Consider the following 21,006-nt stretch of genomic DNA (forward strand, 5'->3'; position numbering starts at 1 on the left):
ACTTGATTTGACCGCGGGAAAGAGAATAGTTTCCGCAACCCTCTCCGCCTCCAAAGGAGTCTCCCATGAATGCCATCGTCGAACAACTGAAGAGCACCGCGGCAGCCACCAAGGCCACTGATCTGCGCGCCGCATTCGCTGATGATCCGAAGCGCTTCTCGCGCTTTTCCGTATCGCTTGACGACCTGCTGATGGATTTTTCCAAGACGGCCGTGAACGACGAGATCCTGAAGCTTCTGGTGAAGCTCGCCGAAGAAGGCGACGTCGAGAAGAAGCGCGAGGAGATGTTCTCCGGCAAAGCGATCAACTTCACCGAAGACCGCGCCGTTCTGCATACGGCCCTGCGCAACCGTTCCAACACGCCTGTTCTGGTCGATGGCAAGGACGTCATGCCTGATGTCAACGCCGTGCTAGCCGCCATGGGCAAGTTTGCCGATGGTGTGCGCTCTGGCGCCCTGAAGGGTGCGACCGGCAAGAAGATCACCGACGTCATCAATATCGGCATCGGCGGCTCGGATCTCGGTCCGGTCATGGCCACACTGGCGCTCGCGCCCTTCCATGACGGCCCGCGCGCCCATTTCGTTTCCAATATCGACGGCGCGCATATTGCCGACATCCTGAAGCTGGTGCAGCCGGAAACGACGCTCTTCATCGTCGCTTCCAAGACGTTTACGACCGTCGAGACGATGACCAATGCGCAGACGGCGCGCAAGTTCATCGCCAGCGCGCTTGGCGAAGCGGCCGTTCAGCATCACTTTGCCGCCGTTTCGACGGCGCTTGAGAAGGTTGCCGCCTTCGGCATCGAAAGCGAACGCGTCTTCGGTTTCTGGGACTGGGTCGGCGGTCGCTACTCGATCTGGTCGGCGATCGGCCTGCCGCTGATGATCGCGATCGGTCCGGAGAATTTCGGCAAGTTCCTCGATGGCGCGCATGCCGTCGACAACCACTTCCGTAAGGCGCCGATTACCGAAAACCTGCCAATGCTGCTCGGCCTCATCGGCTTCTACCACCGCAATGTGCTGGGCTATCCGACGCGCGCCATCCTGCCCTACGACCAGCGCCTGTCGCGCTTCCCGGCCTATCTGCAGCAGCTCGACATGGAATCGAACGGCAAGGGTGTGACCATCGACGGCACGCCGGTTGAAGGCAATTCCGGCCCGGTTGTCTGGGGCGAGCCCGGCACCAACGGCCAGCACGCCTTCTACCAGCTGATCCACCAGGGCACGAGCATCATTCCGGCCGAATTCATGATCGCCGCCAACGGCTTCGAGCCGGAACTGCGCCACCAGCACCAGCTTCTAATGTCGAACGTTCTCGCCCAGTCGGAAGCGCTGATGAAGGGCCGCACCTTCGCGGAAGCCAAGAAGCAGCTGACCGACAAGGGCATGGAAGACAAGCAGGCCGATTTCATCGCCCCGCACCGCGTCTTCACCGGCAACCGCCCGTCGATCACCTTCGTCTATGACAAGCTGACGCCCTATGCGCTCGGCCGCCTGATCGCGCTGTATGAACACCGCGTCTTCGTCGAAGGCGTGCTCTTTCGTATCAACTCCTTCGACCAGTGGGGCGTGGAGCTCGGCAAGGAACTGGCGACTGGCCTGCTGCCCGTCGTCGAAGGCAAGGAAAGCGCCGCCGGCCATGACTCCTCGACGCAAGGTCTGGTTGCCGCGCTGGCAAAGCTCGCGAAGTAATTCGGCAATTACGCGGCTATCGAAGCCCATCCGTGACGCGGGTGGGCTTTTTTATTTGACCCTGTCGAATTGCAGGGCGTGTCGTCGTCTATAGAAGAACCGACAGAGGAGGAGCCCATGACCGCTGATGATGACGAACTGGTGAATTTCGAGGCAAACGGCGCACTGCCATTGCCCCCCACGAATGAGCAGGGGTTTGTCGAAAACAAGGGTGCCAGCATCTGGTACGCGAGCTACGGCGCAGGCCCGGCTGTCATCCTGCTGCATGGCGGGCTCGGCAATAGCGGCAACTGGGGTTATCAGGTTCCTGCGCTTACCAACGCCAGCCATCGGGTCGTGGTGATCGACAGCCGCGGACATGGCCGCAGCACGCGCGACGACCGGCCTTATACTTATCACCTCATGGCTTCCGACGTGCTTGCCGTCATGGATCACATCCGACTTGAGGAAGCGGCCCTCGTCGGCTGGAGCGACGGTGCCTGCACGGCGCTTATCCTTGCCGACCAACAGCCGGAGCGCGTTTGCGGCGTGTTCTTCTTCGCCTGCAACATGGATCCCAGCGGTACCAAGGAATTCAAGGCGACGCCCGTCATCGATCGTTGCTTCAGCCGCCACAGGAAGGATTATCAGGCGCTATCGGCAACGCCCGACCAGTTCGAGGCCTTCGTCGCCGACGTGTCGAAGATGATGTCGACGGAGCCGAATTATACCGCCGAGCAACTGGCAAGCATCAAGGTGCCGGTTTCCGTCGTGCTCGGTGAAAACGACGAGTTCATCAAGCCTGAGCACGCCGATTACCTGGCAAGGACGATTCCGGATACGGAATTCGTGCTGCTGCCCGGCGTCAGCCATTTTGCGCCGCTGCAGCAACCGGACCTCTTCAATCGCGAGGTCTATGCCTTTCTCGACCGGATCGAGTGAGGCTCAGAGACGGCTTTCGTGCGCCTAGGTCGGATTGGCGTCGTCACCAGCGGTTCCGGATGCATTGACGCGCTTCAACCCTCGCCTTAGCGCAATCGTATGTGGGAGCTTGATCGCCGAAGCCAGACCGAGCCTTGCCAGCAGCCGAATGAAATACCAGCCGAGATCCAACTGGCCGGGCTCGATACCGAGCCGGGCGGATTCCGGAAAGGCGTGATGGTTACCGTGGAAACTCTCGCCAAAGGTCACCAGCCCGAAACGCGGAAGGTTATAGCCCTGCACCGCGACATCATCGACACTCCAGCCCTGATGGCCGTCTCGATGGGCGAAATAGCCGACCAGCCAATGTCCGGTCAGCGACACCGATATCCGAACGGCAATGCCCCAGACCACCCACGACAATCCACCGAGCGTGAAGAGCACGAGCGACAGGGGAAGTTGCTGCGCCATCCATGTCGCCTCCAGGAAGTGATAGAAGCGATCGCGCCGCTCTCGCTCCCCAAGGACGAAACGCGGAGGATGGTCCAGCACCACCGTGCAATGCATTTGCCAGAAGGCGTCGACGAAGAAAGACCGCCGATGGGCAAAGAGATCATGGCAGTCTCGCTGCCGTTGCGCCCAATCACGAATGTCGTGTGCGTAGATCATGCCGAAGGGGCCGGCCATGCCCACCAGCGTACCGAGGTAGACGAGAAAGTGCTCGATCCAGATATGCGTGCTGAATGAGCGGTGGATCAGCAGCCGGTGCATGCCGACCGAATGACCGAGGCAGATCGTGATGGCGGTCAGAAGGATGAAGACGGCGAGTGCGCTCCAGGTGAAGGTCAATGGCCCGCCCACGACGGCAATCAGGGTGATGGCGGCAATCCAGATCGACTTTGCAGGCATCCAGACCACTCTGCCCTTCACTGGATCGCTGTTGTCATCGATCATGCGTCCGGTGGAAATACTTCTCATAGCAAACTCCTTCCCCTCGGGCGCATTCAGCACTTGAACATCGCCCGCCAGTTCATTAATTAAGGAATTACCTAATTACTTTGTATCAACCGATATAATTAAGCAATACATTAATTGCTTAATTCGTTAATGGATCGATGCAACGGCGCCGCAGGCACGGAGACCGGACTTGGACGAAGAGATTTTCGAGGATGCTGTAGAAGACGGCTCCGTCAGCGCCGCCCAGCGGGTATTCCACGCGCTCTCCAGCGCGCCACGCCGGAAGATCCTTGCCTATCTCTCGGCATCGGGCCTGACCGCCGGCGAGATCGCCGACCGCTTCAGCATGTCCAAGCCAGCCGTTTCGCAGCATCTTTCTGTTCTTGAGAACGCGGGGTTGATCCGGCGAGAGAAACAGGGCCAGTTCGTCCACTATTCCCTGATCGAGAACAATCTCGTGAACACGCTCAATGGCTTCGTGCAGGAGGTCTGCCCGGTCGGTCGGCCGATCAAGAAGGAAAGCCAGGCGCGCGCCCGCGCGAAAGAATTGCCTTAAGCACCGGACAGATCCTGTGCTGGGCGTGGCGCGAGAAAAGGGTGTTGAGACGTTGAGGCATATCCTCTTCTCCGCCTCGGGGAGAAGAGGAATCGAGAGACTGCGGCTCGGGCCTTAAAGCCCGATCTCTTTCGCCCAGGGCGGATTGGCACCTGCGCGTGAGACGGTGACGGCGGCAGCCTTGGCGCCGAGAGCCAGGGCGTTGCGCAGAGCCTGCTCGTCAAGATTGGCGACCTGCGCCTTGGTCAACAGGTTATCCATCTTCAGCGAGGCGAGAACGCCGGCATCGAACGTGTCACCGGCGCCGACCGTATCAACCACAGTGACGCGTTCGCTCGGGACCGTGACCTTGCGCTCGCTCGTGTAGCCAGTCGCGCCTTCCGCACCCTTGGTGATGACGACGAGCTTGGCGCCGTGGTTCAGCCAGTGGGCTGCCAGCGCATCATGATCGCCTTCCAGGCCGAACCATTCGAGATCCTCGTCGGAGAATTTTACGATGTCTGACTTGGCGGCCATACGCTTGATACGGGCCATGTGCGCCGGCTTGTCCTTGATGAAGCCGGGGCGGATGTTCGGGTCGAGCGAGATGACGCGCTTGGCGGCCTCGCGATCGAGCAATGCTTCGTAGGTTTCGCCGCAGGGGCTCGGGATCAGGCTGATCGCGCCGAAATGCAGGGCCTCGCAATCATCGCCAAGGGTCGGCAGATCATCGGTGGTGATCATCCGGCCGGCCGTGCCTTCATCGTAGAAGGCATAGGTCGCCTGACCATTAACGAGCTTGACGAAGGCGATCGTCGAGGGGCGCGGCGTGATGGCGCAGGGGCTGTAATCGACGTTGCTCGCCTTCAGCGTATCGAGCAGGATTTCGCCCATCATGTCATCGGCGATGCCGGTGAAGAAGGCCGTCGGGATACCCAGACGGCCGAGCGCAATCGCGGTATTGAAGATCGCGCCGCCGGCATAGGGCGCAAAGCCCTTTTCGCCCAGGGTCTTATCCCTCGGCAGCATGTCGATCAGGGCTTCGCCGCAGCACAAAATCATCGAATTCCTCCCAACAGGACTTGCGCGTTTCTCAATCGATTAAGCGAGCTTTTGTCAAAAGGCTAGAGCGAAAGCTCACTTACGCCACCATTCCTTGCCGACCAGGCGAGCGGCGCATCAAGGAAAGCTTCAACTTCCTGCAGCGTCTTGTCGTCGAAGAGCTTCTGCTGCTTGGCGATTGCGAGAACCTCGCGCCAGGTGGCGATATGATGGAGCAGGACCTTGCCACTGGCAAAGCGCTGCTGTGCCTCCGGGAAGATGCCGTAGAAGAAGAGCGCGATGCCGTGATCGACAATGCCGCCGGCGGCACGGATGGCATCGATGAATTTGAACATGCTGCCACCGGCCGTCGTCAGATCCTCGATGACGAGCACGCGCGAGCCTTCCTTCATGTCGCCTTCGATCTGCGCATTGCGGCCATGGCCCTTCGGTTGCTTGCGGACATAGATCATCGGCAGGCCGAGGCGATCGGCAAGCAATGCGGCAAAGGGAATGCCTGCGGTCTCGCCGCCGGCGATGCAATCGAACTGCTCAAAGCCGGCATCGCGCAGCAGGGTGCTGGCGGCAAAATCCATCACGGTGGAGCGGACGCGCGGGAAGGAGAGCAGCTTGCGGCAGTCGATATAGACGGGGCTCATGATGCCGGAGGCATATTTATAGGGCGTCTCGGCGTTGAAATGAACAGCCTTGATCTCCCAGAGCATCTTTGCCAGCAGCTCTGCCATGACGGCGCGGTCGGGAAATGTGGTCTGGATCATGCGGCTTACTCCTTCGGCTGACGTTCCAGCGGCAATAGCAGCAAGAGCGGCCGGTTTCCAGACGGAAGAGGGCCGTCAGCCGAGCAGCCGGCCGATATCCGCAATCTGCATCTTCTTGAAGAGCGCGATTGCCTGCGCGCCCTCCTTCTCATCGAGCGAAACCGCATATCGCACCGCGGCGGCGAGGAGCTGCATCGTCAGCCGGGCGATGGCCAGAAGCTCCGTCTCGGTCCGCTCCGGCCATAGCTGTTTTAGCACTGAAAGCAGGGCCTGCGCGTGAAATTCCATGTCTTCGGCATCGACTTCCTGAAGGAGCTTGTCCGTGTGGGTCGCATGCCAGATATCGCGCATGACAGGCTCGCGGCGAAAGAAGGCATAATATTCATCGGCGATGACGCAGAGAGCCGTCCGCAGATTGTCGGCGTCCGTCACCTTGGCCAGTTCGTCGGCTACACATTGTCGGCCCTGCTCGTTGAAGCGCTCAGCGAGCGTGCGGATGATCGAGGTTTTGTCCGGGAAATACTGATAGAGAGCGCCGAAGGAAAGCTCAGCTTTTTCAACGATCTCGCTCATCTTCAGGGCATCACTGCCATTCTTTTCGATGAGGTCGGAGGCGACCGTCAGGATTTTTTCGAAGCGCTCGCGGCCGCGCTGCTGGCTCGGGATGCGGCGTGGCTGACCGGTCGACTCCTGCTGGCGCCTACGTTTTGCGACCATCTCTTCCGCCATCTTCCACTTCCCTCGACTGTTGACAAAGAAAATAAGAGAGTTTATCTCATTTTGCAAATGAGAGAGTTTCTCTTGTTTTAAACTGAGGAGGAGTTTCGACATGCAGAATTCCGAAATCGTTCTGATCGGCGGATCGGGGAAAACCGGCGGACGCATTGCAGCCAGGCTGGAAGAGCTGGGACTTGACGTGCGCAGGGCATCCCGCTCCACGAGACCGGCCTTCGACTGGGAGGATCGCGCGACCTGGCGCGGGGCGCTCACGGGTGCAACGAGCGCCTATGTCGCCTTCCAGCCGGACCTTTCCGTCTCCTGGGCGGCAGAGGCCATCGAAGCGCTTTCAAAGCTCGCAAGGGAGTGCAGGTTGCAGCATCTCGTGCTGCTTTCCGGCCGGGGCGAAGAAGGGGCGCAGCGGAGTGAGGAAGCGCTCAAGGCAGCGGGGATCGACTACACGATCCTGCGCGCCTCGTGGTTCTGCCAGAATTTCAGCGAGGGCGCTTTCGTGGAGCCACTCATTGCCGGCAGGCTGGAGCTGACGGCTGGCGATATCAAGGAACCCTTCATCGATGCCGATGACATTGCCGATGCGGCAGTGGCGGCACTCACCGATATCAGGCATCGCAACAAGATCTATGAGCTGACCGGCCCTCGCGCCCTGACCTTCCGCGAAGCCGTTGCCGAGATTGCCGCGGCCGCGGACCGTCCGATAGAATATGCACAGGTATCGATGGCGGATTTCAAGGACGGGCTTGCCGCTGTGGGAATGCCCGAGCCTATCGTGGCACTTCTGGAAGAACTCTTCGGACAGGTGCTCGATGGGCGCAATTCTGAGGTCATGGGTGGTGTGACAGAGATACTCGGCCGCCCGGCAAGGGATTTCAGCCAATATGCGCGGGAGACCGCGGCAACCGGATTGTGGAGCGCCTGACTATGCAGATCGTTCTCGTCATTTCCCTCATTGCCGCCGCGATCGGCAGCGGCCTTGTCGCCGGCATCTTCTTTGCCTTTTCCACCTTCATCATGACTGCTTTTTCGCGCATCCCGGCCGAGCAGGGCATTGCTGCGATGAATTCCATCAACGTGACCATCGTCCGCTCGCCCTTCATGCTACTTTTCGTACCGACGGCGATCCTCTGCGTCGTCATCGCAGTGCTCGCTTTCCTGAACTGGCGCGGCGGCGCCTCCTCGATGATGCTGGCCGGCGCTGCACTCTATGTCATCGCGTCCTTCCTCTCGACCATCGTCTTCAACGTGCCGATGAATGATGCGCTGGCGAAAGTCAGCGGCAACGGGCCAGAAGCGGTGCAGCTCTGGATGACCTATCTCAGGGACTGGACCTGGTGGAACCATGTGCGCACCATCGCCTCGCTGCTGGCCTCGGTCGCGTTCGTCCGTGCGCTGATGCTGATCTGAAAAGGGCGGAGGGAATGCCCTCCGCCCTTCCTTTGTTTTCACGCAATTGCGGACACAGAGCCGCTGCACAGTTTTCCTGGAATTGCTCAGTTCTGTTGGCAGAAGGTGATGCGGTTGTTGAAGGGATCGATGACGCCCATTTCGAGACCCCAGGGCGCTTCCTCGACACCCGGGTTCATATAACGGTAGCGTTTGGCGGCGAGTTCTGCCTGATAGGCTCTGACATCCCTCACCCGAACGAAGGCTCGCGCGCCGGGGCTGGCATCGCCGGAATGTTCGCTCAGGTGCAATTGCATATTCTCGCGCGAGACCTGGCAATAGAGTGGGGAGTTTTCGCCGAAACGATGCTCCCAATCCAGCGTGAAGCCCAGGAAACCGCAATAAAATTCCATCGCCTTCTCGACCGAGAAGATGCGGAAGATCGGCACCGGCGGCTCGATGCCGATTGCGGACTTTGCCCCTTCCGCCTCATCCAGTTTTGCGGAGAGAATATTCCACTGGTCGAAGCCGAATTGCCTGGCGACAATCTCCAGGGTTTCGCTATGGGTGAGGGAAATATCGCGGTCGGCAAGCGCCTGCCGCAGGTTTTTTGCCATAAGCTTGGCATCGCGAAAATCGCGCATAGTTCATCCTTCTCCGTTAGCGGCAAACAGGAAGATCAGTGCCCGCGTCTGCTGACCCGTTCGCCATCGATTGCCAAGAGCAAGGATGTGAAGGTGGATTTGGACGCATTCACCATAATGCTTGCGCATCGCGGGGCGGCTGGCTGCATCCGGCCGGCTATCAGCTTACGAAAGGTCGGGAGAGGGATCAAGAGGCCGATCGCGCAACACCTGCCGGCACCGAATGAAGGTGGCTGGCGAGCTCGACGCGGTTGCGGCCGGCGCGTTTGGCGGCATAGAGCGCCTTGTCCGCCTCGTTCAGCATGGCATCGAAATCCAGCGGCTTGGAGCGACCGGGCGCGACCCCCACGCTGACGGTGCATTTCAGCACTTCGTCCTCGATATAGATGTCGCGCTCCTCGAAAGCCTTGCGGATGCGCTCGCCGGCAAGCTCGGCGCGGCCGGGCATGATTTCCTTCAGCACCAGCGCGAATTCCTCACCGCCGAGGCGGGCGGCCGTATCGCCGCTACGGCAATTGGCCGAGAGTTCGCCGGCAAAGACCTTCAGGACATGATCACCGGCCGCATGACCATAGCGGTCGTTGACCGATTTGAAATGATCGATGTCGAAGACGATGACGGCGGTCGAAACGCCCATGGTGCGGACGCCATATTGATCGAACAGAGCGCGGCGGTTCAGCAAGCCGGTCAGCGGATCGGTGATCGCATCCATGCGGTGACGGGCGGCAAGCCGCCATTGATGCAGCGCCAGCGACAGGGCGCCGATGCCGGTCATGCCGGCAATGCATATGGCAAGGCTCAGGTCTTCCGCCCAATTGCTGGGTGCGGCGCCCAGCACCAGCTTGCCATCCCAGATCAACACGGCGGCACAGAGAACGAAGGAAATCGCCGTCAATGTATAGAGGGCGGTAATGCCTGATATTGGCGCAGGTGCCTCGGCGCGGTCGAGCCAATATTGCCAGGCGGTGGTGAAGAGCAGGAAGGCAATGGCGAGATTATCGGCCATGAAGGCCAGACCATCCAGCCCGGCGATCATCGGCGGAACGGATGTGGCCATGGCGACAAGTGCACGGACGACGATGCCTGGTATCGGGAGCCTGCCGGTGCGGAACTGATAGCCAGCGCCCCAGATGGTCGCGAAACCCGCGTGAAACAGCACGAAATTGCCGGCACCAAGCAGGCGCCCGGGCTGCTCCACATAGAAGGCATAGGCGAAAATGCCGGCGACGACGAGAACGAGGCCGAATGCGCCGGTGAGAAGAAAGGTTTCGGCCCGGCGCGCGAGCCAACTTCCCGTGAGCGTCACGGCAAGGCAGGTTGCTGACACGCCAAGCGCCAGAAGCAATGAATTATAGTCAAGCATCATGCTTTAAATCTCCGCGGCTCCTGCCGCGCCGATAACGTTCTGAAATCTATCTCGTCATTGCTGACGAATGTCTTACGCATTCCGTTAAAAACATGGATTTCGCAGCCGAGCGTTACAAACTCAACATTCGGCAGCAACTATAAGAAGAATAATATTTAAGCCCGCAACGTCTTTTCTCAGGCTTTGATCTGCCAATACAGTGCAAACATCGGATCGAAGACGGTAACCGGCCCGGCGCCGGTCTCAATCCTGGAGGGGAAGACTACGGGTTCGGCCTGGCGCTCCAGCGTGATGCGCTCCTCATTGGGCGCCAGCCCATACCAGGCCGGGCCATTCAGGGAGGCAAAGGCCTCCAGCTTGTCGAGCGCACTATCCTGCTCGAACACATGGGCAAGGCAGCTCATCGTATTGATCGAGGTATAGATCCCCGCGCAGCCGCAGGCGCATTCCTTGAGTGGGTCGACATGGGGCGCGGAATCCGTGCCGAGGAAGAACCTGATATCGCCGCTCGTCGCCGCGGCCCGCAACGCGAGCCTGTGGTTCTCGCGTTTCGCGACGGGCAGGCAGTAATAATGCGGGCGAATGCCACCGACGAGGATGGCGTTGCGGTTGATGATCAGGTGATGGGTCGTGATGGAGCCGGCGAGATTGGCCTTGGCCGACTTGATGTAGTCGATGCCATCTGATGTCGTGACATGTTCCATGGTCACCTTCAGCTCAGGCAAGCGCTTGCGCAGCGGGTCGAGCACCGTCTCGATGAAGACGGCTTCACGATCGAAGATATCGACGTCAGGTGTCGTCACCTCGCCGTGGACGCAGAGCGGCAGGCCGATCTTGGCCATGCGCTCCAGCACCGGCATGGCCTTTTCCATGTCGCGCACGCCACCGTGTGAATTCGTCGTGGCGCCGGCCGGATAAAGCTTCACGGCGGTGATGAGGCCGCTCTTCTTTCCCTCTTCCACGTCGTCGGGGCTCGTATTCTCGGTGAGATAGAGCGTCATCAGCGGCTGGAAACGATGGCCAGCCGGAAGCGCCTTCATGATGCGCTCGCGATAGGCGGTCGCATCAGATGTCGTGACGACGGGCGGCACCAGGTTTGGCATGATGATGGCGCGCGCAAAGGTGCTGCTCGTATCCCCGATCACACCTTCCAGCATGGCGCCGTCGCGCAGATGCAGATGCCAGTCGTCAGGACGGCGGATTGTGATCGATTGCATGGGAGCCTCCGAAGCGATGCGGGTTTCGCCTCGATAGCATCAACACCGGTGCGGAAACAACTGTTCAGGCCAGCGCGATTTCCAATGTGATGTCTGCAGGCCGGCGATTTTCGAGGATGAGGCGACCGTTCGGCAGGTCGTTGCCATAGACTTTGGCGCTTGCTTCTTCCTCGGTCAGCTTGTAGCCGCGCCAGCGATCCCAGAGGCGCTCTTCCAGAACCTCCATCGGCGGGGCAAGCATGATCGTGTAATCGAAGATACCGTCGAGTTCGGCCCATTTGCCCTGCGTGAAGAGCAGATAATTACCCTCGATGATGATGAAGCGGTCCTGGGGATCGATCGGCCGGGCAGAGGCGATGGCAAGCTCACGCGAACGGTCGAAGACGGGAACGAGAACCTCCTGATCGGCGGGGCGCACGGCTTTGACGATATCGAGGAAGCCGCGTACATCGAAGGTTTCCGGAATGCCCTTGCGGGCCAGCAGACCACGCTCGATGAGAATGGCGTTGTCCATATGGAAGCCATCCATGGGAAGCACCGAGGCACTCTCGCCCTTGGCCTTCAGGGCGCTGGCGACATTGTCGGCCATGGTGGATTTGCCGGCGCCAGGCGGGCCGGCGATCGCGATGAGGAAGCGCCTGGTGTTGCCGGCGCGGTTCAGAACCTCGCCGACAATTTCGTCTATTCTTGCACTCATGCAGCGACGGACTCCGCAGGGACCGCCTTGGCCCCGGTCATGAAGGCGACGGCATCGGACATCGTGTATTCCTTGGGGTTGATGACCGTCAAGCGGCGCCCAAGGCGATGGATGTGGATGCGGTCCGCCACCTCGAAGACATGCGGCATGTTGTGCGAGATGAGCACGATCGGAATGCCACGGGCGCGCACGTCGAGGATGAGTTCCAGCACTCGGCGGCTTTCCTTGACGCCGAGAGCGGCAGTCGGCTCGTCCATGATGATGACCTTTGAGCCGAAGGCGGCCGCACGGGCAACGGCCACGCCCTGACGCTGGCCGCCGGAGAGCGTTTCCACCGCCTGGTTGATATTCTGGATGGTCATCAGGCCGAGTTCGGACAGCTTGGTGCGTGCCTTTCTTTCCATCGTCGGCCGGTCGAGCATGCGAAACCAGGAGCCGAGCACACCTGGTTTGCGGATCTCGCGGCCGAGGAACATGTTGTCGGCGATCGACAGCGCCGGCGAAAGGGCGAGGTTCTGATAGACGGTTTCGATGCCAGCTTCGCGCGCTTCCATCGGCGATCTGAACTGTATCTGCTGGCCTTCCAGGGTGATCACTCCGTCATCGGGCGTGATTGCGCCCGATATCGCCTTGATGAGCGAGGATTTGCCGGCGCCGTTATCGCCGATGACGGCAAGGATTTCACCCGGATAGAGGTCGAAATCGGCATTGTCGAGCGCCGTCACACGTCCGTAACGCTTGACGAGGCCCCGGGCAGTGAGAATGGGTTCGCCAGCCATGATTACACCGAAACCTTTCTGATCCACTGATCGATAGCGACGGCGGCAATGATCAGCACGCCTGTCAGCAGGACTTTCCATTGTGGGTCGGCGCCGAGCATGTTGAGACCCATCGACACGACGCCGACGATCATGGTGCCGAAGAGCGTGCCAAGAATGGAGCCACGGCCGCCGAACAGCGAGATGCCGCCGATAACAGTCGCGGTGATTGCCTGGAGGTTATAGTCCGTGACGGCCGAAGACGGAGAAATCGAGCCGTTGCGGCCGATCGAGACCCAGGCGGCGAAGGCAGCGATGACACCGGATATAGTGTAGACGGTCAGCAGCACCTTCTTGGTCTGGATGCCGGAGAGCTTGGCAGCTTCCGGATCATCGCCGACGGCATAGACATGCCGGCCCCAGGCGGTGTGATTGAGGACATACCAGAGCAGCACGACGAGCAGCACCATGGCGATCACGCCGAGGGTTAGCACTGCGCTGCCAAGCTTGAAGCTTGTGGCGAAGAGATGGAGCAGAGGCGCCTGCTCATCGACATCGGTATCGCGGATCGTCTCATTGGCGGAATAGATGAAATTCGTCGCCATGACGATGTTCCAGGTGCCGAGTGTCACGATGAACGGCGGCAGCTTCATGAAGGCGACGAGGAAACCGTTCAGCAATCCGCAGAGACCACCGACGACGAGGCCGGCTACGACCGCGATCGGTGTCGGTATGCCATAGGTGATGGCGACATTGCCCATGATGACGGCCGAGATGACCATGATGACGCCGATCGAAAGATCGATGCCGGCGGTCAGGATAACCAGCGTCTGGCCGGCGCCGAGAATACCGACGATGGCGATCTGCTGCAGGATCAGCGTCAGCGTATAGGACGAGAAGAAACGTCCGCCGATCGCCAATCCGAAGATCACGATCGACAATATCAACACGATCAGCGGCACGGCGGCCGGCGTCGAGTGCAGAAAATGCTGCGCGCGCTTTATCAGCGAGACACTTTCGTGCTCGAACGAGGCGACGCTCTTGTCGCTTTCGTCGAGGACGCGTTCAAATTCCTGTGCTCCGGTCATTGTTCCTCCTCCGCAGCCGCGCGCCGAACTCACGCGAAAGCCGTCGCCGATCGTTTTCCGGTCTTTGTTCAGACGGTTTGTCGGGCGACGGCATATGGTCCGCCCAAAACGGCCGGGGATCAAGCCCCGGCCACTTCTCACACTTATTCAGGCAGGGCTTAGCCCCAGCACTTGGCCGTGCCTTCCTTGGTGTCGATCGACTTGACGCCGGAGACCGGCTTGTCGGTGACGAGCGAAACGCCGGTGTCGAAGAAGGACTTGCCTTCGGTCGGCTTCGGCTTTGCGCCGCTGTCGGCGAACTTCTTGATCGCCTCGATACCGAGCGACGCCATCAGCAGCGGATACTGCTGCGAGGTAGCGCCGATGACGCCTTCCTTGACCGACTTGACACCCGGGCAACCGCCGTCGACCGATACGATCAGCACGTTCTTTTCCATACCGACGGCCTTCAGCGCCTGATAGGCACCGACTGCAGCCGGTTCGTTGATCGTGTGGATGACGTTGATGCCAGGATCCTTCTGCAGAAGGTTTTCCATGGCCTTGCGGCCGCCTTCCTCGTTGCCGTTCGTCACGTCATGGCCGACGATGCGCTTGTCATCTTCATCGCCGATCTTGTTCGGGTTCTTCGGGTCGATGCCGAAGCCGATCATGAAGCCCTGGTCGCGCAGAACGTCGACCGTCGGCTGCGACGGCGTCAAGTCGAGGAAGCCGACCTTGGCGTCCTTGGCCTTGGCGCCGAGCGTTTCCTTGGCCCACTGGCCGATCAGCTTGCCAGCGAGCAGGTTGTCGGTGGCGAAGGTGGCGTCGGCAGCATCGGCCGGCTCTAGCGGTGTGTCGAGCGCGATGACCAGCAGACCGGCATCACGCGCTTTCTTAACCGAAGAGACGATGCCCTTGGTGTCGGAAGCGGTGAGCAGGATGCCCTTTGCGCCGTCGGCAATGCAGCTTTCGATCGCTGCGACCTGGCTTTCGCTGTCGCCATCGATCTTGCCGGCATAGGACTTCAGCGAAACGCCGAGTTCCTTGGCCTTGGCCGTAGCACCTTCCTTCATCTTCACGAAGAAGGGGTTGGTGTCGGTCTTGGTAATCAGGCATGCAGAAACATCTGCCGCCATCGCCGGAGCGGAAAAGGCGACGCCGAGCGCGAGAGCGCCGAAAGCGAGAACTGATTTCTTCATGAACTCCTCCCAGAGATTAGCCGGCCCACCCCCAAGGCGGTGCCGGAATTCATGCACGGCGAGACTTGCGGAATGTGACATCAGCCCCCTCCAAAAGCCGTCCCGTGCCCTTGACGCTGGTAATTAAGAGCGAAAGAAAACTGCTTGTCAATAAATAAATCCAATTGAATTATTAATTCGATGTGGCATGCTGGCGGGAAATCGGGCATAGGCCGTTAATCGGGAGGAGTGGCCAATGTCGTCCTTGGATGGTCCGGATTCCATGCCGGCCCCACCGCCAATTCTGAATCCGTCCGGAGGCGCGAACCAGATCAGGGTGCGCGCCTATAACGAACGGCTCGTGCTGTCGCTGGTGCGCCTCTACGGTGCCCTGTCGAAGGCCGATATCGCACGTCGTAGCGGGCTGTCTGCCCAGACCGTCTCCGTCATCATGCGGGTGCTGGAGAAGGAAGGGCTGCTTTCGCGTGGCGAGCCCATCCGCGGTCGCGTCGGCCAGCCGTCCATACCCATGCGGCTCAATCCGGATGCCGTCTATTCCTTCGGCGTGAAGATCGGCCGGCGGAGCGCCGACCTCGTATTGATGGATTTCGTCGGCAGAATTCGGCTGCAGCTGCACAGAATCTATGCCTATCCCCTGCCCGACGAGATCCTGTCTTTCGTGACCCATGGGATCAAGGAGCTGGAAGGCAAGCTGGACGAGCGCGAGCGCAGCCGCATCGCCGGCCTCGGCATCGCGGCCCCCTTCGAGCTCTGGAACTGGGCCGATGAGGTGGGCGCACCCGAGGGCGCGATGGAGGTCTGGCGCGATTTCGACCTGCAGTCGGAAATCGCCACGCAGGTATCCTACCAGGTGTTCCTGCAGAACGACGCGACCAGCGCCTGCGGTGCGGAACTGGTGTTCGGCATCGGTCCGTCCTATCCGGATTTCGTCTATTTCTTCATCGGCTCCTTCATCGGTGGCGGGATCGTTTTGAATTCGTCGATTTTTTCCGGCAAGACGGGAACGGCAGGAGCCATCGGCCCGCTGCCGGTGCGCGGCAAGAACGGCGAGACACTGCAGCTTCTGGAGATCGCCTCGATCTTCGTGCTGGAAAACATGCTGCGCGAGCGGGGCATCGACCCGCAGCCGCTCTGGTATTCGGCCGACGACTGGATTGATTTCGGCGAACCGATGGAGGCCTGGATCCAGGATACGGCCAAGGCGCTGGCACAGGCGATCGTGGCCGCGGCCTCGATCATCGATTTCAGTGCCGCCGTCATCGATGGCGGCTTTCCCGACTGGGTGCGCCGGCGCATCGTGCATGCGACGATCTACGAAGCTGAAAAGCTCGATCTGCAGGGGGTCGTCATGCCCGATATCGTCGAAGGCGTGGTCGGCGCACAGGCGCGTGCCATCGGCGGCGCCAGCCTGCCGATCTTTGCGCGTTATCTCACCGACCAGAATGTGCTTTTCAAGGAGATCGACAATGCTGAAAGGGCTTGACCCGCTGCTGAGCCCGGACCTGCTCGCGACATTGCGGGGCATGGGCCATGGCGATGAAATCGCCATCGTCGATGGCAATTATCCCGGCATCGAGCATGCGCGGCGGCTGATCCGGCTCGACGGACATCATCTCATTCCGGTTCTTGATGCCGTTTTGAGCGTGCTGCCGATCGACGACTTCGTGGCAGAAGCAATCTTCCGCTCAACGGTGAAGACCGAACGCGACAAGCTCGACCCCGTCCATGAGGAAATGATCGCCTGCTGCGCCAGGCATGAGCCGGAGCGTCAGGTCGTTCCACTCGTCGGGCAGGATTTCTATGGCCGCGTGCGCGCGGCCCATGCAGTCATCCAGACCAGTGAGCCGCGGCTCTATGCCAATATCATCCTGCGCAAGGGCGTAATCTATCCCTCGGCTGCTGACGACCCCGTCAAGGCCGAAGTCGATCCCTTCGTCTATTGAGGTCTGCCGTAGAGCAATTCCAGATGCAAAACCGCTGCGCGCTTTTGCTGGAATTGCTCTAGATCTCGCCGGCCGACGGCCCCCAGACATCCGTCAGGGCAAAGCCGAGGGGATGCGGATCGAAGGGGTCGAGTGCGACCTGCGACAGGCCGAAGGTGAAGCCGCGGCCGGTGATCGTCGGGATGACGGCCGGTTTACCGGCGACTTCCGTCACCCCCTGCAGGCCGACCTCGAATTCCGAACCGATGATCGACTTCGAYTTGAAGACGTCGCCGACCTTGGCCTTTCCGCGGGCGTAGAGGGTCGCGAGATTGGCCGAATTGCCTGTGCCGCAGGGCGAACGGTCGGCGCGGCCCGGCCACATCGTGGTGCAGGTGCGCACCGTGCCATCAGCCTCGATATCGCGGAACATCACATAGGCCACGCCTGAGATTGCCGGGATTTCCGGATGCACAACGTGGATATTGCGGTTGATCAGATCTTTGAGGATCATGCCGGCCTGCACCAGTGCTGCGGCATTGGCCTTCTCGATCGTCAGGTTGATCTGGCCGACATCGACCAACGCGTAGAAGATGCCGCCATAGCAGATGTCGGCCGTGATCTTTCCCCAATGCGGTGTGTCGATCTCGACATCAAGCTCGTGGACGAAGGACGGCACCATGGTGAGTTTCACCTTCTCGCAGCGACCGTCGCGGCAAGTGGCCGTCGCCTTGACCAGGCCGGCTGCGGTCTCAAGCGTGACGATGGTTTCCGGCTCTTTCATCTCGACGATGCCGGATTCCAGGAGAGCGGTGGTCACGCAGATGGAGTTCGAGCCGGAGCTCGCATGCGCCTGATCAGGCTGCAGGATGATGAAGGCCGCATCCGCGTCCGGATGCTTCGGCGGCAGCAACAGGTTGACCGAGCCGATCGGTGCACCCCGCGGCTCGAGGCAGAGGAAGCGACGAAGCTCCTGCCCCTTGGGGTCGGTGTTCAGCCAGTGAAGCTGGGCGGCGACCGTCTCGCCTGGAATTTTCGGCACGCCACCGATGGCGACCTTGCCGATTTCACCTTCGGCGTGAACATCCAGAAGCTGGATCGTACGCTTCCATCTCATCTTTCAAACTCCAAATCAGACGTGACGCGCGATGCCGCCATCGACGCGGATATTTTTGCGGGTGACGAAGGTTCCGGCCATGACCAGTCCTAGTACCTGTTGATGCGGAATGGCTTGATATCAACTGATGTTTTGACACCTGCCACCATATCCGCGATCAGCCGAGCTGTCGTTGCCGAATAGGTCAGGCCGAGATGGCCGTGGCCGGTGGCATAAAAGACGCCAGGCATTTTCGACGAGGGCGAGATGATCGGGATCGTATCCGGCAGCGCCGGGCGGTGCCCCATCCATTCGCTGGTATCCTGAACCTTTAGATCGGGCAGGATGCGCTGCGCATGGCGCACGAGCACGCGCGGGCGGCGGAAATCGGGGGCGGCCGTCAGTCCGGCGAGCTCGACATTGCCGCCGACACGGATGCCGCCCGCCGTCGGCGTGACCATAAAGGCGCGATGCGGCCAGATGACCGAATAGCGCATGGAAATGCCGGGCTGCATGATCTGCGTGTGATAACCACGCTCGGTTTCAAGCGGGATCGGCTCGCCGAGGCTTTCTGCCAGGAAGCGCGTGTGGACGCCGGCTGCCAGGATGACCTTTTCGGCTTCGATGCGGTTGCCGTTTTCGAGAAGGACAGCAGTCTTGCCATCACTCTTGCGTTCGACACTTTTTACCTGACCGGATACGAAGTTGGCGCCCGCGGCCTTTGCGGCATCGGCGAGTTTTACGACAAGCTTATAGGGATCGCGGATCGACTTGTTGTCCGGCATCAGCACAGCTTTGGCGACTTTCGGCGACAGAGTCGGCTCGTAATACTGGATCGCGCCGTTGCTCAGCACTTCGAATTCGAGGCCGTAGCGCCGCATCAGTTCGAGATGGCTACGGTCCGCATCGAATTCGGCCTCAGTCTCGTAGATCGCAAGGCAACCCTCTTCGGTCATCAGTTCGGGCGCCCCGATGGCATCGAGCATGGTGCTGATATCGCCGAGAGCGATCTTGGAGAGGCTCATGCCCGCATCCTCGATCTCCCTGAGACGAGAAGGCCGGCCGGCAGCGAGGAAGCGCAGGAACCAGGGCAGGATTTTCGGCGCATAGCCTGGCCGCAGCCAGACCGGGCCTTCCGGATCGATCAGCCAGCGCGGCAGCTTCTTCCAGGTCGAGGGACCGGAACCGGCTGCAAAGTCGAGCGCGATGCTCGCCATATTGCCGTAGGAGGTTCCCCTGCCCGGCTCCCCCTTGTCGATCAGCGTTACTTGAAAGCCGCGCCGCTGCAGTTCGAAAGCAATCGAAGCGCCGATCACACCGGCGCCAACGACGGCTACCGTCCTATTCGTTTCATTCGCCATGTCTTGTCCACCGCACGGCAGAGTCGATGCCGTTGGAGATGTGATATATCACAACGAAGCGAATGCCTATGATTTTTTACTGAGCATCTTCCGGCAGTCCGGCGCCGACGCTATCGCCCACGGAACCCACAGTATTGTTCATTGACTGGCCGAGACGGCGCACCTGATCGTCATAGTTGCGGCGGGTGCGGGGATCGAAAATGGCGATTGGCGTGCTGACTGCAAGGCTGACTGCGCTGCCCGCCGTCTGGGCAGCACCCATGGCGACCGCGCCGACCGCTTCGCCGAGCCCGACTTCAGAATCGGTGATGGTCTGACCGGCAATCAGCCGGTCGCCGATAAGCTTCACCACTTCAGGGCTTTCGGCGAACTTGCCGTGGTTCAGGCGATCGCCGGTCTTCAGCTTGGTAAGGTCAAGCACGGTGATACCGGCCGCTTCCAGCTTGCTGCGATAGGGCTCGGCGGAAGGATCGATCTGGCCGAGGCGATCGACATTGCCGGAGATGCGGCGCGAAAGCGCCAGCGCCCGATCATCCTGGGATACGAAGATGGTGAAATGCGGCTTGTCCTTACCGAGGCTCATAAACTGGCGGCCGAACACGTCGACATCGAGATCCGGTGAGGCAAGAATGACATTGTTGATCTTGGAGGCGACGTGGCCGTCGCGGATCGCCATCTGGCGCAGAGCCTCGACCGTCAGCCACGTGCCCATGGAGTGGGCCATGACGGTGATGTCGCCGACGGCCGGATTGTTGGCCGTGCGCCGCAGCAGCTCTTCCAGCGCATCGCGCGAATAGTTGGTGCTTTCCTTGTCGTAGTTGTAGTCGAAGATGCTGGCGCGCGACGGCCAGGTGAAAACGACGGGCGCAACGTCGGCACGCGAGTCATGGACGATCTGCGCGAAACGATAGACCGCGTCCTCGTAGCGGTTGTTGAAGCCATGAACGAAGATGAGGACGCGCTTGCTCTTCGGCATATGCGTTCTCAACCAGTTCTCGCCCGCCTTCTCTCCATTGAGCGGATCGACAGCGACAGTGACGAAATCCTTGAGAGGATCGCCTGGCAGACGGCGGGGCCATTGCACCTGCCCGACCTTGCGATTGGCGTCCGGCGGAATGGAGATATCGACGGCATCGACCATCAACCCGGTGCCACGCTCACCGGAGAAGAGAACGGCGGGATTTTCATCAGCAGCACGCGTGGTCGCCACCAGCAAGTCGACGCGCGACGTACCCGGTGGAACCGTGCCGGCCGCCTGCATGACACCGATCGGCCGCCCGCAGGAAACAAGACCAAGGCACAAGACGAGCAGGGCTGCGAGAGCTTTGCACGAAACGCCGCATCTGCCGATCATGACATCTCCGCAGGTTCAGGCGTCATCGCGCCAAGCCACCGACATGCGCTTGCCCGCGCGCCTCCAGATAGTCCGAGGCCAAGGGCGGAGTCAATTTTACGAAGGTTTGGGAGAGAGATAATCCGGAATAGAAAAGAGCCCGACGCGGGAGGAGGTGCATCGGGCTCTTGATCCTGACTGACAACTGGGAGGAGGAGTGTTGTCAGTCCGATGAAGGAGCGCTGGGAGGAGGAGTGCGCTGCCTTCGAGATCATTAATACCTAATTCATTTGATGGAGAATAGCGAAATTACCGCAATGCAGCA

Annotated in this window: 21 protein-coding genes; 7 read left to right on the forward strand and 14 right to left on the reverse strand. The window is 60.4% G+C overall.

What is annotated here, in order from left to right; translation table 11 throughout:
* Positions 1-65: 65 nt before the first annotated feature.
* Both pgi and AC1DM5_RS13870 read left to right on the forward strand, forming a co-directional pair.
* Positions 66-1,691, forward strand: coding sequence for a glucose-6-phosphate isomerase (pgi, locus tag AC1DM5_RS13865; protein ID WP_477819028.1), 1,626 nt, complete (start codon positions 66-68; stop codon positions 1,689-1,691).
* 117 nt (positions 1,692-1,808) lie between these two features.
* Positions 1,809-2,612 (forward strand): alpha/beta fold hydrolase, encoded by an 804-nt coding sequence (locus AC1DM5_RS13870; protein ID WP_477819029.1) that lies wholly within the window; start codon positions 1,809-1,811, stop codon positions 2,610-2,612.
* Between the two features lie 24 nt (positions 2,613-2,636).
* On the opposite strand, the gene AC1DM5_RS13875 is transcribed toward AC1DM5_RS13870, so the two are convergent.
* On the reverse strand, positions 2,637-3,569 hold the full coding sequence (locus tag AC1DM5_RS13875; RefSeq protein ID WP_477819030.1) for an acyl-CoA desaturase: 933 nt from the start codon (positions 3,567-3,569) through the stop codon (positions 2,637-2,639).
* A gap of 169 nt (positions 3,570-3,738) precedes the next feature.
* Between AC1DM5_RS13875 and AC1DM5_RS13880 the strand changes: the two genes are divergently transcribed.
* Entirely contained in the window at positions 3,739-4,104 is a 366-nt protein-coding gene (locus AC1DM5_RS13880; protein ID WP_477819031.1) for a metalloregulator ArsR/SmtB family transcription factor, read from the forward strand.
* Positions 4,105-4,218: 114 nt separating this feature from the next.
* Here AC1DM5_RS13880 and AC1DM5_RS13885 read toward each other — a convergent pair whose 3' ends face one another.
* From AC1DM5_RS13885 to AC1DM5_RS13895, 3 genes are all read right to left on the reverse strand, one after another.
* Positions 4,219-5,145 (reverse strand): carbohydrate kinase family protein, encoded by a 927-nt coding sequence (locus tag AC1DM5_RS13885; protein ID WP_477975132.1) that lies wholly within the window; start codon positions 5,143-5,145, stop codon positions 4,219-4,221.
* A gap of 62 nt (positions 5,146-5,207) precedes the next feature.
* The gene (locus AC1DM5_RS13890; RefSeq protein ID WP_477819033.1) at positions 5,208-5,903 is read right to left on the reverse strand and encodes an orotate phosphoribosyltransferase; all 696 of its coding nucleotides are present in this window, start codon (positions 5,901-5,903) and stop codon (positions 5,208-5,210) included.
* Positions 5,904-5,978: 75 nt separating this feature from the next.
* Complete coding sequence (locus AC1DM5_RS13895; RefSeq protein WP_477819034.1) at positions 5,979-6,632, reverse strand: TetR/AcrR family transcriptional regulator; 654 nt, start codon at positions 6,630-6,632, stop codon at positions 5,979-5,981.
* 100 nt (positions 6,633-6,732) lie between these two features.
* Between AC1DM5_RS13895 and AC1DM5_RS13900 the strand changes: the two genes are divergently transcribed.
* On the forward strand, positions 6,733-7,557 hold the full coding sequence (locus tag AC1DM5_RS13900) for an SDR family oxidoreductase (protein WP_477819035.1): 825 nt from the start codon (positions 6,733-6,735) through the stop codon (positions 7,555-7,557).
* A 2-nt stretch (positions 7,558-7,559) separates the two neighbouring features.
* Positions 7,560-8,042, forward strand: coding sequence for an anthrone oxygenase family protein (locus AC1DM5_RS13905; protein WP_477819036.1), 483 nt, complete (start codon positions 7,560-7,562; stop codon positions 8,040-8,042).
* Between the two features lie 86 nt (positions 8,043-8,128).
* On the opposite strand, the gene AC1DM5_RS13910 is transcribed toward AC1DM5_RS13905, so the two are convergent.
* The 7 genes from AC1DM5_RS13910 to AC1DM5_RS13940 all read right to left on the reverse strand — a co-directional run bounded on the left by AC1DM5_RS13910 (position 8,129) and on the right by AC1DM5_RS13940 (position 14,969).
* Complete coding sequence (locus AC1DM5_RS13910) at positions 8,129-8,665, reverse strand: glyoxalase superfamily protein (RefSeq protein WP_477819037.1); 537 nt, start codon at positions 8,663-8,665, stop codon at positions 8,129-8,131.
* Positions 8,666-8,852: 187 nt separating this feature from the next.
* Positions 8,853-10,031 (reverse strand): GGDEF domain-containing protein, encoded by a 1,179-nt coding sequence (locus AC1DM5_RS13915; protein WP_477975134.1) that lies wholly within the window; start codon positions 10,029-10,031, stop codon positions 8,853-8,855.
* A gap of 176 nt (positions 10,032-10,207) precedes the next feature.
* Positions 10,208-11,248, reverse strand: coding sequence for a dihydroorotase (gene pyrC / locus AC1DM5_RS13920; RefSeq protein ID WP_477819039.1), 1,041 nt, complete (start codon positions 11,246-11,248; stop codon positions 10,208-10,210).
* Between the two features lie 64 nt (positions 11,249-11,312).
* Positions 11,313-11,945 (reverse strand): nucleoside triphosphate hydrolase, encoded by a 633-nt coding sequence (locus AC1DM5_RS13925; RefSeq protein ID WP_477819040.1) that lies wholly within the window; start codon positions 11,943-11,945, stop codon positions 11,313-11,315.
* Positions 11,942-12,724, reverse strand: coding sequence for an ATP-binding cassette domain-containing protein (locus AC1DM5_RS13930; protein WP_477819041.1), 783 nt, complete (start codon positions 12,722-12,724; stop codon positions 11,942-11,944). Before AC1DM5_RS13930 ends, AC1DM5_RS13925 begins: the two co-directional genes overlap by 4 nt.
* 2 nt (positions 12,725-12,726) lie before the next feature.
* Positions 12,727-13,791, reverse strand: a complete 1,065-nt coding sequence (locus tag AC1DM5_RS13935; RefSeq protein ID WP_477975136.1) for an ABC transporter permease — start codon at positions 13,789-13,791, stop codon at positions 12,727-12,729.
* 158 nt (positions 13,792-13,949) lie between these two features.
* Positions 13,950-14,969: a substrate-binding domain-containing protein gene (locus AC1DM5_RS13940; protein ID WP_477819163.1), complete on the reverse strand. Its 1,020-nt coding sequence runs from the start codon at positions 14,967-14,969 to the stop codon at positions 13,950-13,952.
* 235 nt (positions 14,970-15,204) lie between these two features.
* Here AC1DM5_RS13940 and AC1DM5_RS13945 point away from each other — a divergent pair, with 235 nt between their 5' ends.
* Together AC1DM5_RS13945 and AC1DM5_RS13950 are read left to right on the forward strand one after the other, a co-directional pair.
* Positions 15,205-16,452 carry an ROK family transcriptional regulator gene (locus AC1DM5_RS13945; protein WP_477819043.1) on the forward strand — a complete coding sequence of 416 codons (1,248 nt, stop codon included), beginning with the start codon at positions 15,205-15,207 and terminating at the stop codon, positions 16,450-16,452.
* Complete coding sequence (locus tag AC1DM5_RS13950) at positions 16,436-16,912, forward strand: RbsD/FucU family protein (protein WP_477819044.1); 477 nt, start codon at positions 16,436-16,438, stop codon at positions 16,910-16,912. Before AC1DM5_RS13945 ends, AC1DM5_RS13950 begins: the two co-directional genes overlap by 17 nt.
* Positions 16,913-16,970: 58 nt before the next feature.
* Here AC1DM5_RS13950 and AC1DM5_RS13955 read toward each other — a convergent pair whose 3' ends face one another.
* The 3 genes from AC1DM5_RS13955 to AC1DM5_RS13965 all read right to left on the reverse strand — a co-directional run bounded on the left by AC1DM5_RS13955 (position 16,971) and on the right by AC1DM5_RS13965 (position 20,702).
* A complete protein-coding gene (locus AC1DM5_RS13955; protein ID WP_477819045.1) occupies positions 16,971-18,008 on the reverse strand; it encodes a 4-hydroxyproline epimerase in 1,038 nt (345 codons plus the stop codon).
* An 89-nt stretch (positions 18,009-18,097) separates the two neighbouring features.
* A complete protein-coding gene (locus tag AC1DM5_RS13960; protein WP_477975138.1) occupies positions 18,098-19,348 on the reverse strand; it encodes an NAD(P)/FAD-dependent oxidoreductase in 1,251 nt (416 codons plus the stop codon).
* Positions 19,349-19,424: 76 nt separating this feature from the next.
* Positions 19,425-20,702, reverse strand: a complete 1,278-nt coding sequence (locus AC1DM5_RS13965) for an alpha/beta hydrolase (RefSeq protein WP_477819047.1) — start codon at positions 20,700-20,702, stop codon at positions 19,425-19,427.
* Positions 20,703-21,006 lie beyond the last annotated feature (304 nt).

The organism is Rhizobium sp. 01T437 (assembly GCF_056398505.1).